Origin of the sequence: Micrococcus sp. HOU01, assembly GCF_035609305.1 — a bacterium.
GTDB classification, from domain to species: domain Bacteria; phylum Actinomycetota; class Actinomycetes; order Actinomycetales; family Micrococcaceae; genus Micrococcus; species Micrococcus luteus.
In genome coordinates, this window is record NZ_CP141211.1 from 1266174 (window position 1) to 1280743 (window position 14570).

A 14570-nucleotide genomic window follows, 5' to 3' on the forward strand; every position below is an offset into this window, starting at 1 on the left:
GGACAGCACGACCATGGCTGAGGTCCTTCCCGTCTACTGGTACGTCATCATCGCCGTGCTCTGGCTCGGCTACCTGGCCCTCGAGGGCTTCGACCTCGGGGTCGGCATGCTCGTGCGCTTCTGGGCGCGGGACGAGCCACGGCGCCGGGTGCTGCTGAACATCATCGGCCCCGTCTGGGAGGGCAACGAGGTGTGGCTGATCACCGCCGTCGGAGCGATGTTCGCGGCCTTCCCGTTCTGGTACGCGGCGGTGTTCTCCACCCTGTACCTGCCGATGCTCGTGATGCTGTTCGGTCTGATCCTGCGGGCGGTGTCCATCGAGTACCGCGGCAAGGCCGCCACCGACGCCGGCCGGGAGATCTGGACCTGGACCCTGGGCATCGGCTCGTTCCTGGCGGCCTTCATGGCCGGCGTGCTGCTCGTGCTGACGACGACCGGCCTGCCGCTGGACGCCAACGGGGACCGGGTGGGCGGCCCCTTCGTGTGGGTGACCGGCCCGGCGCTGCTCGGTGGTCTGGCCGTGGTCGGCTTCTCCCTGGCGCAGGCGTGGGCGTTCATCGGCCTGAAGACCGACGGCGCCCCCCGCCGGTCGGCCGCCCGCTTCCTGTCCACGTGGACCCCGCTGGCCGTGCTGCCGCTGCTGGTCTGGGCAGGGCTCGTGGTGGCCCGCGGCGACCGCCCGTGGACCTGGGCGCTGCTGGTGCTGGCCGTCGTGGCGGTGGCCGCGTCGGTGGTGGCCGCCCGGGCCGGCCGCGAGGGCCTGGCCTTCACGTCCCTGACGCTGGTTCTGGTGCTGGCGTGGACGGCGATCATGGTCACCCAGTACCCGGTGGTGCTGCCCTCCACGGTGGACCCGCAGTTCAGCCTCACCGCTCAGCTGGCCTCCTCCGGCCCGTACACCCTGGGCCTGATGGCCGTGATCTCCCTGATCTTCGTGCCCATCGTGCTGGCCTACACGGGGTGGTCCTACTGGATGTTCCGCCGCCGTCTGGCCGACACCCACATCCCGGAGGCCCACCTGGTGGAGCCGCTGTGAGCCCCAGCCGCCCCGCCGCCCCGGCCGTCGAGCGCTCCGCCTCGGCGGCCGGGCCGCCTCCGGGCAGGACCCGTCGGGCCCGGCCCCCGATGACCCCGGCGGCACGTCGGGCCCTGCCGGCCCTGCTGGCCCTTGCCGTGCTGCGCGCGCTCGGCTGGATCCTGCTCGCCGAATCCCTGGCCCGGCTGATCACCGGCCTGGCGATGACCCTGGACCCCGAGGACTCCGCCCGGCTGCTGGAGCTGCTGTTCCACCCGCCGGCCCCCGTGGGCCCTGTGCCCGCCGCGCAGACCCTGAGTGGCCCCGTGCTGCTCGGGGCGGCCGGGGTGGCCCTGCGTGCCCTGGCGGAGGCGGGGCAGCGCGTGGTGGGCCGCCGTGCCGCGCTGGGGGCCCAGCAGCAGGTGCGGGCCGCCGTCGTCGCCCAACGGCTGGCCGCCGCCGACGGCGGACGCCCCCGTTCCGGCGCCGATGCCGTCCTGGTCACCCACGGCCTCAAGAGCCTGGACGACCACTACACCGAAGCCCTGCCCGCGCTGGCCGCCACCGCCGTGGTCCCGGCGGCCCTGGGCGTGTGGATCCTCACCCACGACCTCGTCTCCGCCGTGGTGGCCGCCATCACCCTGCCCCTGGTTCCCCTGTTCATGATCCTGGTGGGCCGCCACACCCAGGAGCGCATCGATGCCGCCCAGGACGGGCTCGACCGGCTGGCCGGGCACCTGCTGGAGCTCGCCCGCGGCCTGCCGGTGCTCGTCGGACTCCACCGGGCCGGCGTCCAGCGCCGCGCTCTGCAGGAGGTCTCCCAGCGGCACCACGCGGCCACGATGGTCACGCTGCGCACCGCATTCCTCTCCGGTCTCGCCCTCGAGCTGATCGCCTCCCTGTCCGTGGCCGTCATGGCGGTGTTCATCGGACTGCGCCTGGTGAACGGGCAGATGGCGCTTCTCGACGGCCTGGTGGTCCTCATCCTCGCCGCCGAGCTCTACCTGCCGCTGCGGGAGGTCGGCGCGGCCTTCCACGCCTCCGAGGACGGCCGCGAGGCCGAGTCCCGCGCCCGGGCCGCGGCCGACGCCCCCGTCCCGGCCCCCGTGCTCGACACGCTCGGGCCGGCCTCCGGGCCGGACCGGGACGGCGGCGTCCTGGTGCAGGACCTGAGCGTCCGGATGGCCGGACGGCAGGTGCTCGAGGGTCTCGACCTCACCGCGCCCCCGGGGCATCTGACCGCCCTGGCCGGGCCCTCCGGCACCGGCAAGTCCACCGTCCTGCGTCTGCTGGCCGGCCTGCTGCGCCAGGACGCCGCCGAGGCCACCGGCCGGGTCGCCGGAGTCGACACGGAACGCACCCTCTGGATCGGGCAGCACCCCGTGCTGACCGAGCGCACGGTCGCCGGCGAACTGGACCTGGCCGCCGGGGGTGCGCTGCCCGGTCCCGTTCGCTCCGCCGTGCTGGCCGCCGTGGCGCTCGAGGGTCTCCAGGAGCGGGACCCGGCCGATCTGAGTCCGGGGGAGTGCCGGCGGGTCGCGGTCGCCCGCCTCCTGGCCCGCCTGCACGCCGCGGACGGGACCGGCCCGTGGCTCGTACTCCTGGACGAGCCCACCGCCCACCTGGACGGCGCCGTCGCCGCCGTCGTCGTCGAGACCCTCGCGGCCTTGCCCTCCGGTGCGGTGCCCGGGCTGAGCACGCCGCAGTGCACCGTGCTGGCCGCCTCCCACGATCCCACCCTGCTGACGGCCGCCGACGCCATCGTCCGGCTGGCCCCCGGCGCCGGTCCGACCGCCGGATCCCCGGCCACGGCTATGCCGGTCGCCGCCGCCCAGGGGCGTGCGCGGCCGGAGCCGGTCACCCCGCGACAGGTCTCGCTGCGGGCCGGACTGCGGCTGCTGCCGTGGCGGCAACCGAAGCTCTGGGCCGGCATCGGCTGGGCCGCCGGGACCCACGTGTCCGCGGCACTGCTGGCGGCACTGTCCGGCTGGCTGATCGTCACCGCCTCGACGCGGCCGCCGGTGCTCTACCTGCTGGCCGTGATCGTGCTGGTGCGCGGGTTCGGCCTGTCCCGGGCCGTGTTCCGCTACCTGGACCGGCTGACCACCCACGACGCCGTGTTCGGCTGGGCCACGGAGCTGCGGCTGCGCCTGTGGGACGCGCTGGGCCGTCAACCCCGGCTGTGGGGGCGGGTGGGCCGGACCGACGGCGCCCTGTCCCTGTTGGTCTCGGACGTGGACGCCTTTCGGGACGCGGTGCCCCGGGTGCTCGTGCCTGCCCCGGCGGCCCTGCTCGCCTGGCTGGCCACCGCCGCCCTGACCTGGGCGTTGGCCCCGGAGCTGGCGGTCGTGGCCCTGGTGCCCGGGGCAGTCGCCCTGGTGGTGATCCCCGCGCTGGTCGCCGTCCTGGACCGCCGCCAGACCGCGGCCCAGGTGCGAGGGCAGGGCGCGCTCGTCGACCGTGTGGCCGCCGTGCTGAACGCGGCCGGGGACCTGCGCGGGCTGGGGCTGACCGAGCCTGCGCTGAGGGGACTGGCGGTGCTGGACGACCGGCTGCAGCGTCCCCGCCGTCGGGCCGCGTGGGCCGCCGGCGGGGGCCGGGCGCTGGCGGTCGCGGCCTCCGGGGGGATCGCGGTGGCCGCGGCGGCCGCGGCGGCCCACACCGGCACCTCAGCGCCGGTCGCGGCCCTGGTGGTGCTGCTCGCACTCTCCTGGGCCGAGCCCTATGGGGCGCTGGCCGCCGCCGCCCAGCACTGGGGCACCCTGGCGGATCGGGCGCGGGCGACCGGCGAGCTGCTCGGCCCGGAGGAGGGCGGAGCTGCCGCGGCGCCGCCTGAGCCGGCGGAGGCCGCAGAGCCGGAGGCACGGGTGTGCCGCCTGCGCCTGGTCGAGGCCGCCTTCGCCCACCCCGGTGCGCCGCCGCTGTGGACCGACCTGGAGCTCGACCTGGCCCCCGGGGACGTCGCCGTCGTCACCGGGCCCTCCGGATCCGGGAAGTCGACCCTGCTGGCCGTGCTGCTGGGCTTCCTGCCCCTGACCGCCGGCCGGTACACGCTCGAGACCGTGCCCCCGACGCCCCAGCCGGACCCGGTCCGCCCGGACGCGACGGCGCTGGCCCGGGTCGCCTGGACCCCGCAGGACGCCCTGATCTTCGACTCCACGGCGCGCGGCAACCTCGCCCTGGCCCGCGGCGTCGCGGACGCCCCGTCCGACGCAGAGCTCACCGCCGCGCTCGAGCTGGTGGGACTGGGTCCGTGGCTGGCCGCGGCACCGCAGGGCCTGGACACGCGCGTCGGCCCTGGCGGGCAGCGGCTCTCGGGCGGGCAGCGTCAACGCCTGGCCGTGGCCCGGGCTCTCGTGGCCCGCGCCGATGTCGTGCTGCTGGACGAGCCGACCGCACACGTGGACGCCGACGAGGCACGCGCCCTCATCACGGATCTGCGCCGGGCTCTGGCAGACAGGATCGTCGTGATCGTCACCCATGACGGCAGGCTGCTCGAGGACGGTGACGTCCCTGTGCGGGTCGGTTGCTGAGGCCCCCTGATCAGTCCGCGGACACGGCCACGGCGTCGTCCTCGGCGGGCGGGGCCGAGACGAGGTCGGGGGAGGCGCCGGCACCGACGGCCTCGATGCGCTGGTCCACGGGCACGCCCGAGCCGTCCCGACGCCCGTACTCGATCGGCAGCGCGCGGGCCACCCCGGCCCGCGAGGCCGCGAGCGCGGGCGCAGCGCCGATCCAGCCGAGCTCGAGGCCGCTCTCGCCCTTGAGCAGCCGGTGGGCGCGCACGCCGCCGGTGCCGCGGCCCTTGGCCGGATACTCCCCGAGCGGCGTGACCTTGACGGAGCCCGGGGCGGAGCCGAGCACGTCCGCCTCGCCGTCCGTCACGGTCACCACGACGGCGGGCCGTGGGTGGGCGGCGGCGTCCGCACCGGTCTCGGTGAGGGAGGCGGCGGGGGCCACCCCGAACGCGAGCACCGTGTCCCCGGCGGCCAGCCGGATGCCCGCGACACCGCCGCCGGCCGGGCCCTGGGGGCGCACGGCGGAGGCGGCGTAGCGCAGCAGCTGGCCGGTGCGGGTGAGGAAGACGAGCTGGTCGGCCTCGTCCGGGGCGGGGGCGGCGCCGACCACCGCATCGCCGTCCTTCAGGGCGACGGCGTCGACGACCTGGCGGTTCAGGGGCCATTCCGGCCGGACGCGCTTGACGACCCCGTGGGCGGTGCCCAGCGCCAGGACGGCGTCCAGGGGGACCAGGGCCACGAGCGTCTCGCCCTTGGCCAGGGGCACCAGCTCCGCGGCGGGGACGGCCGCGGTCATCGCGGGGGCCGCGGACGGCTCGCCGGCCACCGGCAGGTCGACCGCCTGGAGGCGGTGCAGCGCGCCGGCGGAGGTGAGGGCCCCGATCTCACCGCGGGCCGTCGTCGGGACCACGGAGGCGAAGGCGTCGTGCTTGCGGCGCCCGCCCTGCGGGGCGATCGGCGTGCGGTCCGCGGTGCGCAGCAGGCGTCCGGAGGTGGAGAGCAGGGCCCAGCACGCCGTGTCCGGGACCATCAGGTCCGCCCCGGCCTCCGCGGCGCCGGCGGGGGTGGGCCCGGACGGTGCGGGCCCGGCGGCGGGGGCCGCGGCGGTCTCGGCCTCGAGCAGGACCGTGCGCCGGTTGTCGCCGTGCTCGTCGGCGACGGCCTGCAGCTCGGCCGAGACCACCTCACGCAGCCGCGCGTCGGAGGCGAGGATCGCCTCGAGCTCGGCGATCGCGGCCTGCAGCTCGTCGCGCTCGGCCTCCAGCTCGATGCGGGAGAATCTCGTCAGCTGGCGCAGCCGCAGCTCCAGGATGTGGTCGGCCTGCACCTGGGTGAGGTCGAAGACGCCCATGAGGCGGGTGCGCGCGGCCGTGGTGTCGTCCGAGGAACGGATGATCTCGATGACCTCGTCGATGTCCACGAGCGCCAGCAGCAGGCCCTCGACGAGGTGGAGGCGGTCGCGGTGCTTGCCGAGGCGGTGCCCGGTGCGGCGCCGCACCACGTCCAGACGGTGGTCCACGTAGACCCGCAGCAGGGGCAGCAGGCCCAGGGTCTGCGGCTGGCCGTCGACGAGCGCGACGTTGTTGATCCCGAACGTCTCCTCGAGCGGGGTGTGCCGGTACAGGGCGGCCAGCACGGCCTGGGGGTTGAACCCGGACTTGAGCTCGATCTGCAGGCGCAGCCCGTTCTTGCGGTCCGTCAGGTCCACGACGTCGGCGATGCCGCTGAGCTTCTTCGCGTCGACGCCGGCCTTGATCCGCTCGATGACCTTCTCGGGGCCCACGCCGTACGGCAGCTCGGTGACGACCAGGCCGGTGCGCCGCGCGGAGACCTGCTCCACGGCGACGGCGGCCCGCATGCGGAACGTGCCGCGGCCGGTCGCGTAGGCGTCGCGGACGCCGTCGAGCCCCACGATCCGGCCGCCCGAGGGGAGGTCGGGGCCGGGGATGTGGGCCATGATCGCCTCGAGGTCCGCCTCGGGGTCCGCGAGCAGGTGGCGCGCGCCCGCCACGACCTCGCGCAGGTTGTGCGGGGCCATGTTCGTGGCCATGCCGACGGCGATGCCGGTGGTGCCGTTGACGAGCAGGTTGGGGTAGGCGGCGGGCAGCACGGCCGGCTGCTGGAGCTGGTTGTCGTAGTTGGGGACGAAGTCCACGGTGCCCTCGTCGAGGTCCGCGGTGAGCGCCAGGGCGGCCGGGGCCATGCGGGCCTCCGTGTAGCGCGGGGCCGCGGGGCCGTCGTCGAGCGAGCCGAAGTTGCCGTGCCCGTCCACCACGGGCAGGCGCAGGGAGAACGGCTGGGCGAGGCGGACCATCGCGTCGTAGATCGCGGCGTCGCCGTGGGGGTGCAGCTTGCCCATCACCTCGCCCACCACACGGGCGGACTTCACGTGGCCGCGGTCCGGGCGCAGGCCCATGCGGGACATCATGTAGAGGATGCGCCGCTGCACCGGCTTGAGGCCGTCGCGCGCGTCCGGCAGGGCGCGCGAGTAGATCACCGAGTAGGCGTACTCGAGGAAGGACGCCTCCATCTCCTCGGAGACGTCGACGTCGACGATGTTCTCCTGCTCCAGCGGCAGCGGGCGCGGGGCGTCCTGCTCGGCGGGGCGGGAACGGGATGAACGGGCCATCATGGTGGTCGGGGAGTCCTCACGGCGTCGGGGATTGTCTACAGTGATCCTATGGGTGAGACCGAAGCCGTCCGCGGATATCCCTCCCACTGGGAGGCCGATGTGGTGCTCCGTGACGGTGCGACGGCCCACCTGCGGCCCATCTCGCCCGAGGACGCCGCCGAGCTGCAGCGCATGCACGCCGGGCAGTCCGAGAACTCCATCTACCTGCGCTACTTCACGTACAAGTCCGAGCTGAGCGCCAAGGACCTGGACCGGTTCACCCACGTGGACCACCGGGACCGGGTGGCGTTCGTGATCACCCGCGGCGGCCGACTGCTCGGCGTGGGCCGCTACGACCGCTACGGGGACTCCGACGCCGCGGAGGTCGCCTTCAACATCTCCGACGCCGCGCAGGGCCGCGGACTGGGCTCCATCCTCATGGAGCACCTCGCCGTGGCCGCCCGCGAGAACGGCATCCGCCGCTTCACCGCCGAGGTCCTGCCCGAGAACCGCAAGATGCTCTCGGTGTTCCAGGAGTCCGGCTTCGAGGTGACTCGCCGCTTCGAGGACGGCGTCGTGGCCGTCGAGTTCCCCATCGACCCCACCGCCCGGTGGCGCGCCGTCGTCGAGTCCCGCGAGCACCGCGCCGAGTCCCGCAGCGTCGCCGAGCTGGTCGAGCCCGCGTCCGTGGCCGTCGTCGGCGCCTCCCGCGATCCGCAGGCCGTCGGCTCGCTCGTGCTGCGCCACGTCCTCGAGGCGGGCTTCACGGGAGCCGTCCACGCCGTGAACCGCGCCGCCGAGGACGTCCAGGGCCTCACCGCCCACCGCTCCCTGGCCGACATCGGCGAGCCGGTCGACCTCGTCGTCGTCGCTGTGCCCGCCGACGAGGTCGAGGCCCTCATCCCCGAGGCCGCCGCGGCCGGGGCCCAGGGCCTCGTGGTCCTCACCTCGGGCTACGCCGACGCCGGCGCCGAGGGGCTCGAGGCCCAGCGCCGCCTGGTCTCCCTCGCCCGCGCCCACGGCATGCGCGTGATCGGCCCGGCCTCGGCCGGCCTGGTCCGCACCGACCCCGCGATCCGCCTCAACGCCTCCCCGTCCCCGGGCCTGGCCCAGCGCGGCCCCGTCGGGCTGTTCAGCCAGTCCGGCGCCGTCGGCGCCATGGTCTCCGCCGGCGTCAAGCGCCGCGGGGTGGGGATCTCCACCTCGATCAGCGCCGGCAACCGTGCGGACGTCTCGGGCAACGACGCCATGCAGTTCTTCGAGGCGGACCCCCACACCGCCGCCGTCGGTGTGTACCTCGAGTTGTTCGGCAACCCACGCAAGTTCTCCCGCATCGCCCGGCGGCTCTCCCGCACCAAGCCCGTCGTGGTGGTCCGCTCCGACGTCACCGGGCGCTTCCTGCCCCCGGGCCACGAGACCCGCACCACCCAGGCCCCCGAGGGCACCGTGGACTCGATGCTCGACCAGACCGGCGTGCTCGAGGCCCACACGCACGAGGCCATGCTCGACATCCTCATGGCCGTGGCCAGCCAGCCGCTGCCCACGGGCCACCGCGTCGTCCTCGTGGCCGACTCCCTCGCCCTGGACCGGCTGGGCCGCGACGCCGCGGCCGAGGCCGGGCTGGAGGTCACGGCCACCGTCGGCCTCGTCGGCAGCGAGCAGGGCATCGCCCCGCCCGCCGAGACGCTGGTCTCCGCCGTCCGGGACGCCGTCCGCCACGAGCAGGCCGACGCCGTCGTGGTGCTGGCCCGCCTCGGCCTGCACCAGGCGGACGACGAGCCGGAGCGACTGGCCCACGCCCTCGCCGACGCGACCCGGGACGCCCGCATCCCCGTGCTCGGCTGCCTGACCGACGTCGTCTCCCCGCGCTACCGCGGGGCCACGCTCGGCGCCGCCGGTCCCGTCGACGACGACGCCGAGCCCGGCTCCCTGCAGCCCGGTCTGCCCTTCTACCCGTCGCCGCAGCAGGCCATGACCGTGCTCGGCGCGCTCGCGGACTACGTCCACTGGCGCCGCCAGGAGGTCGGCGAGCCGCTCGAGCCGACCGGCCTGCACCCGCACGAGGCCGAGGAGCTCGTGGAGGCGGCCGCCGCGCGTGCCGAGGGCACCGAACTCGTCCGGCTCTCCGACGAGGAGACCGAGACGCTGCTGGGCCACTACGGGATCACCGTGCTGCCCTCGGCCCGGTTCGAGACCGCCGACGAGGCCGTGGCGGCCGCCGAGCGGCTCGGCTTCCCCGTGGCGCTCAAGGCCGTGGACCCCCACCTGCGGCACCGACTCGACCTGGGCGGCGTCCGCCTGAACGTGGTGGACGCCGACTCCCTGCGCCGCAACGTCGAGCACATGCGCCGTCTGCTCGCGCCGTTCGGCGTGCGCGAGCTCGAGGTCCAGGCCATGGCCCCCGCCGGCCAGGCCTGCATGCTCACGGCGCTCGAGGACCCGCTGCTGGGCCCCGTGGTCTCCTTCGGCATCGCCGGCGACGCCACGGACCTGCTGGGGGACTGGGTGCACCGCGTGCCCCCGCTCACGGACCGGGACGTGGCCCGCATGGTCCGCGCCCCCCGCGCCGCCGTGAAGCTGCGCGGCACCGGCGGGGTGCCCTCCGTCAACCTCGCCGCGCTGGAGGACCTCGTGGGCCGCGTCAGCGTCCTCAAGGACGACCTGCCGCAGGTCGCCCGCCTGCGCTTCGCGCCCGTGCTGGCCGCCCCCGAGGGCGTGACGGTGCTGCAGGCCGAGGTGCACGTCGCCAACGCGGCCCGCCGCACCGACTCGGCCCGGCGCGCGCTGCGCGGCCGCTGACCGGGCCGTCCACAGCGGGCCCGGACGGCCCGGCACCGGACCCGTAGCATGGGGGACATGAGCCCGTTCCGCAGGAGTCACGAGCCCGGCCGTCCCGACCACCGCCCCGACGCCCCCGAGGCCGAGGGCCGGCAGCGCGAGGCCCGCACCCTGGACGGCAGCGGCGGCCTCGACGCCTCGCTCGTCCGCGCCGGCTTCTACCCGGACCTCGTGGCGCACGCCATCGCCGTCGAGCTCGAAGGCCGCACCCCGGACGCGCACCTCGTCCACGTGGACACGCACTTCGACTACGAGGAGATCCACCGGCACATCACGGCCCTCGTGCTCGCCGGGGACACCCTGCTGGCCGTCCACCTCGACGACCACGCCGCCGACCCGGCCGGCCAGGCGGTCCTCGCCCAGGTCTCCACCGAGATGGTCCCGGTCCGCGCCCTCGGCTCCGTGGTCCTGACCACCGGCCACGCCGACCCCGCCCGCTTCCGGCCGTCCGACCCCGTGGCCGAGATGACCCTCGGGCTGATGTGGGCCGGAGGCCAGCGACTGGACCTGCAGCCCGCCGGCTGCGCCGACCCCCAGTGCGACCTCGACCACGGCTACACCGGCACCGCCACCCGCGAGGACCTCGTGATCCGCGTCGCCGCCGACGCCGACGGGCAGGGGGCCGTCGACGGCGCCCTGGCCTTCGCCCGGGCCCTGCGCCGCGCCCACCTGGCGGCCACCACGTGACGGGGCCCGCCCTCCCCGCGGGCGTGGTCCCCGCCGACCGTGCCCTGCGCTCCGTCCTGACCTCCGCCGCGGCCGCCCTCGGTGTCCCGGGCTGTGAGAACGCGCTCGCGGTCCCGGCGGGCCGCCGCGTGGTCGTCGCCCTGGTGGACGGCCTCGGACGGTCCCTGCTGAAGCGCTTCGGCGGCCACGCCCCCACGCTGCGCTCGGCGATGGCCGACGGCGGCCGCGTCCTCGAGGTGGCCGTGCCCACCACGACGGCCGCCTCCCTCACGAGCCTGGGCACCGGGCTGGACGTCGGGGAGCACGGCGTGGCCGGCTACGACGTGCTCGACCCGGACCGGGACGTGGTGATCAATCAGCTGGGCGGCTGGGACGAGGCCACCGACCCGGTGGGGTGGCAGCCGAAGCCCACCGTGTTCGAGCGCGCCGCCGCGGCCGGCGTGGACGCCGTCACGGTCTCGCTGCCCGCCTTCGAGCGTTCGGCCCTGACACGGGCGGGGCTGCGTGGCGGCCGGTTCGTGGCCGGTCGCACCCTGATCGCCCGCGCCCAGGCCGCCGAACGCGTGATGAAGGACGCGCGCATGCCCACGCTCGTCTACTTCTACGTCAACGAGCTGGACAAGGCCGGCCACCGGGACGGCGTGGGCTCGGAACGGTGGCTGCACGCCCTCGAGGAGATCGACGCGGCGGTGCGGCGCCTGGTGGACCGCGTGCCCGCCGGGACGGTGGTGCTCGCCACCGGCGACCACGGCATGGTCGACGTGCCGCCGTCGCGCCGCGTGGACTACGCCGCCCTGGACGAGGCCGGGGAGCTCGCCGACCCCGCGCTGCTCGAGGGGATCGCGCACACCGCGGGGGAGCCCCGCCTCGTGCAGCTGCACTTCCGGTCCGACGCGGGTCCGGACGTGCGCGCGAGGGTGCGGCGCACCTGGGCCGAGCGCTACGGGGCGCACGCGTGGGTGCTCACGCGGGACGAGGCCGTCGACGCCGGCTGGTTCGGCGCCGTCGTCGAGGACCGGGTCCGTGCCCGCATCGGGGATCTGCTCGTCGCCGTGCACGGGGATCTGGCCCTCTACGACGGCCGGCGGGTGCCCCCGCACGCCTTCGAGATGGTGGGCCAGCACGGCGCGCCCACGCGCGCCGAGCGGGAGGTCCCGCTGCTCACCTGGCACCGCTGAGCCCGCCCCGCGGCCGGGGCCGGGCCGGGGTCAGTCGCCCTTGCGGCCGAAGACGATCTCGTCCCAGCTGGGCACGGACGCGCGGCGAGCGGCCGAGCGGGCCCGGGGGCGCGGCGTGACGGTCGGCATGGCAGGGCGCGCGGCACGCTCGCGAGGCGCGGGCTCCGCCCCCTCGTCCTCGACACCCGCGTCCGCGACGTCTGCGGCAGTGTCCTCGGCGCGGTCGGTCTCGGCGGCCGGTTCCGGCGCGTCGACGACCGGGGCGTCGTCGGCGGTCGTCAGGGCCCCCTCGGCGTCGACCGGGGCGAGCCGCTCGGGCGCCTGGGCGGCCTCGCGCCGACTCCGGTCCTGGTGCTCGCGAGCGATCAGGTGCGCGAGCGCGTCGTCCGACTCCAGGTCCGCGCCCACACGCTGACCCCGGCGCACCCGCAGGATCTCCAGCAGATCGGCGTCGCGGTCGGCGGCCGGGGAGTGCGCACCCGCGGGGGTCACGGCGTCCTCGGCGTCCACGTCGTCCGTCACCGGTTCGGCCGCGGGGGCGCGGGGGACCAGGTCCCAGGCCTCCGCCTCGGACAGGGCGCGGGCCCAGGCGTTCTCGGGTTCGAGGTGGCGTCCGGCCGGGCGGAACGTCCAGAGCGCCGGCGGCTCCTCGCGGGTGGGCAGACTCCTCGCACCGGCCACGGCGAACCGGGCGGCCACGGTCCAGCCGGCCTGGTCCTCGCGCCACGCGTCCCACTCGAGGCTCGCCTCGTCCACGCCCAGCTCGGCGAGCCGGTGCGCGGCGAGCTCGCCGAGCGTGGTGGGGCCGCCGTCCTGGACGAGGTCCGAGTAGAGGTCGGGCCCGCCGACCCAGACCTCGACGGCGCGGGCCTGCCGGGCGATCCAGTCGCGCTCGGCCAAGACGGGGTGACCGTAGGTGCGGATGCGCGAGAACGCGTTCCCGCTCTCCCGGGCCACCTGCTCCACGGAGGCGCCCGCACGGATGCGCTGCTGGATCTCCCGGGGGGTGAGGGGCACGGCCTCCTGGGTCGCGGCGGCCTTGACGGACTCCTGGTCGGTCAGCGGCGCCGGGGTCGGTCCGTCCGCGGTCGAGTCGTCGGCCACGGGCCGCGGGTCGATCCGCGGGGTGAGCGCGAGGTCCTCGTCCGGCCGGGCCGGGCCGGAGGGCGCCTCGGGAGCCCGCTCGTCCTCCTCCGCGGCATCGTCGGCGTGCGTCGCCGCGTCCACCGGTCCCTCGGCGTCCTCGTCGTCCGCCCCGGGGACGTCCATCTCCGTCATGTCGTGCCAGGCCGCGGGGCCGTCCTCGGCCGGTCGCCCGTCCTCGGGCGCGGCGCCCTCGATGACCAGCCGGCGCAGATAGGGGGAGAGGGGGAGCGTGTGCTCCTCGCCCTCGGGCCCCGACAGGCGCAGCGCGTCGCCGTCCTCGGTGGGTCCGGTCAGTCGCAGCTCTGCCATGGCGGTGGTCCCTCCCACATCGTGTTCTGGTCACCGGGCATGCGGACGCCCGGCCGGGCATGCCCCGATCCTAGCCGCCGTGCCGCAGACCACGGCCCGGGCGAGGGACGAGCGCCCGCGCGAATCCGCCCTGGGCGAGCGTGCCCGACAACATTTGGCACGGGTTCGGCCATGGTGCACAATCTACGCGCAACGGCGCAGGCCGGTGACGCGTGGTCCGCCCACGACGCCGCCCGCGCAGTGCCGGCACCGGTCCCGGTGCCGTCCCCCACCAGCGGAGCGTGAAACCCCATGGCCACTGACTACGACGCCCCTCGCAAGAACGAGGAAGAGCTGAGCCAGAACTCCATCGAGGAGCTGAAGGCACGGCGCACGGACACCCAGTCCGCCGTCGTGGACGAGGACGAAGCGGAGGCCGCCGAGGGGTTCGAGCTGCCCGGCGCCGACCTCTCGGGTGAAGAGCTGATGGTGCGGGTGCTGCCCGCCCAGTCGGATGAGTTCACCTGCGCCTCCTGCTTCCTGGTCCGCCATCGCTCGCAGGCCGCGCGTGAGAAGAACGGCCTGATCTACTGCACCGACTGCGAGGGCTGAGCCCCCGCCGCCGGGGCGGTCAGCGGCCCTCGGCCGTCCCCTCCTGCCGGGCCATGGTCCCGCCGAGGGCCGCGACCAGCTCCTCCGGACGCCGGGTGCTGGTCAGCCAGTAGGGTGTGCGGTCGCGCTCGTCGGTCAGCTGGATCCGCACGACGGGCGCGATCCAGCCGCGCACGTTCACGAAGGCCAGCCCGTGCAGCAGCGGGCCGCGCTGGGCCCGGGCGTCCTCGCCGCGATACCCCGTGACCTGACCGACGTGGTGCCGTTCGATGCTGGCGCGGCCCACCTGGAGGGTGCGTTCGCGCACCACGATGCGCGGGGTGGTGGCCACCAGGATCAGGACCTCGACGGCGAAGAACGCGACGGCGGCCGCGATGCCCACCCCGAGGTCGATCGGCGCGAACACGAGTATCGTCAGCGCCGCCAGCATGAGCGCCACGGCCCAGACCCCCGGGGAGGGCGTCAACCGCTCCTCGAACAGGACCGGATCGGGTCCCGCCGCAGCGCCCTCGGGGGCGCGGCGGGAGGCATCGGCGACGGGGTGCTGCTGGGGATCACGCATGGGTCCCAGCTTCCCACATCCGGACTCCGGTCCCGCCGCGCGGCACCGGTGAGGGCGCCCGCCCGGCCGCCTCGACGCGGCCCCGGGCCGACGGGTGCTCGTGTAGGGTCGGGCC

General features: G+C 75.9%; 9 protein-coding genes. 6 read left to right on the plus strand and 3 right to left on the minus strand.

All coding sequences use genetic code 11. The features are described 5' to 3' along the window. Positions 1-13 precede the first annotated feature (13 nt). Both cydB and cydC read left to right on the plus strand, forming a co-directional pair. Positions 14-1036, plus strand: a complete 1023-nt coding sequence (gene cydB / locus SOY78_RS05825; RefSeq protein ID WP_036314110.1) for a cytochrome d ubiquinol oxidase subunit II — start codon at positions 14-16, stop codon at positions 1034-1036. Beyond that, complete coding sequence (gene cydC, locus SOY78_RS05830; RefSeq protein WP_036382811.1) at positions 1033-4548, plus strand: thiol reductant ABC exporter subunit CydC; 3516 nt, start codon at positions 1033-1035, stop codon at positions 4546-4548. Before cydB ends, cydC begins: the two co-directional genes overlap by 4 nt. A gap of 10 nt (positions 4549-4558) precedes the next feature. Here cydC and SOY78_RS05835 read toward each other — a convergent pair whose 3' ends face one another. Next, positions 4559-7165, minus strand: coding sequence for a DNA gyrase/topoisomerase IV subunit A (locus tag SOY78_RS05835; RefSeq protein WP_324701917.1), 2607 nt, complete (start codon positions 7163-7165; stop codon positions 4559-4561). Positions 7166-7213: 48 nt separating this feature from the next. Here SOY78_RS05835 and SOY78_RS05840 point away from each other — a divergent pair, with 48 nt between their 5' ends. Genes SOY78_RS05840 through SOY78_RS05850 form a run of 3 tightly spaced genes read left to right on the plus strand, consistent with a single transcriptional unit; the run spans position 7214 to position 11847 of the window. After that, on the plus strand, positions 7214-9943 hold the full coding sequence (locus SOY78_RS05840) for a GNAT family N-acetyltransferase (RefSeq protein WP_324701918.1): 2730 nt from the start codon (positions 7214-7216) through the stop codon (positions 9941-9943). A gap of 57 nt (positions 9944-10000) precedes the next feature. After that, positions 10001-10669 carry a DUF5998 family protein gene (locus SOY78_RS05845; RefSeq protein ID WP_036382843.1) on the plus strand — a complete coding sequence of 223 codons (669 nt, stop codon included), beginning with the start codon at positions 10001-10003 and terminating at the stop codon, positions 10667-10669. Continuing rightward, entirely contained in the window at positions 10666-11847 is a 1182-nt protein-coding gene (locus SOY78_RS05850; protein WP_036382815.1) for an alkaline phosphatase family protein, read from the plus strand. Before SOY78_RS05845 ends, SOY78_RS05850 begins: the two co-directional genes overlap by 4 nt. A 30-nt stretch (positions 11848-11877) precedes the next feature. Here SOY78_RS05850 and sepH read toward each other — a convergent pair whose 3' ends face one another. Then, positions 11878-13302 carry a septation protein SepH gene (gene sepH, locus SOY78_RS05855; RefSeq protein ID WP_036382816.1) on the minus strand — a complete coding sequence of 475 codons (1425 nt, stop codon included), beginning with the start codon at positions 13300-13302 and terminating at the stop codon, positions 11878-11880. A gap of 291 nt (positions 13303-13593) precedes the next feature. On the opposite strand from sepH, the gene SOY78_RS05860 reads away from it, so the two are divergent. Then, positions 13594-13893: a DUF4193 domain-containing protein gene (locus SOY78_RS05860; protein WP_002858157.1), complete on the plus strand. Its 300-nt coding sequence runs from the start codon at positions 13594-13596 to the stop codon at positions 13891-13893. A gap of 19 nt (positions 13894-13912) precedes the next feature. On the opposite strand, the gene SOY78_RS05865 is transcribed toward SOY78_RS05860, so the two are convergent. Beyond that, a complete protein-coding gene (locus SOY78_RS05865) occupies positions 13913-14455 on the minus strand; it encodes a DUF3093 domain-containing protein (RefSeq protein WP_036382817.1) in 543 nt (180 codons plus the stop codon). Positions 14456-14570: the final 115 nt, after the last annotated feature.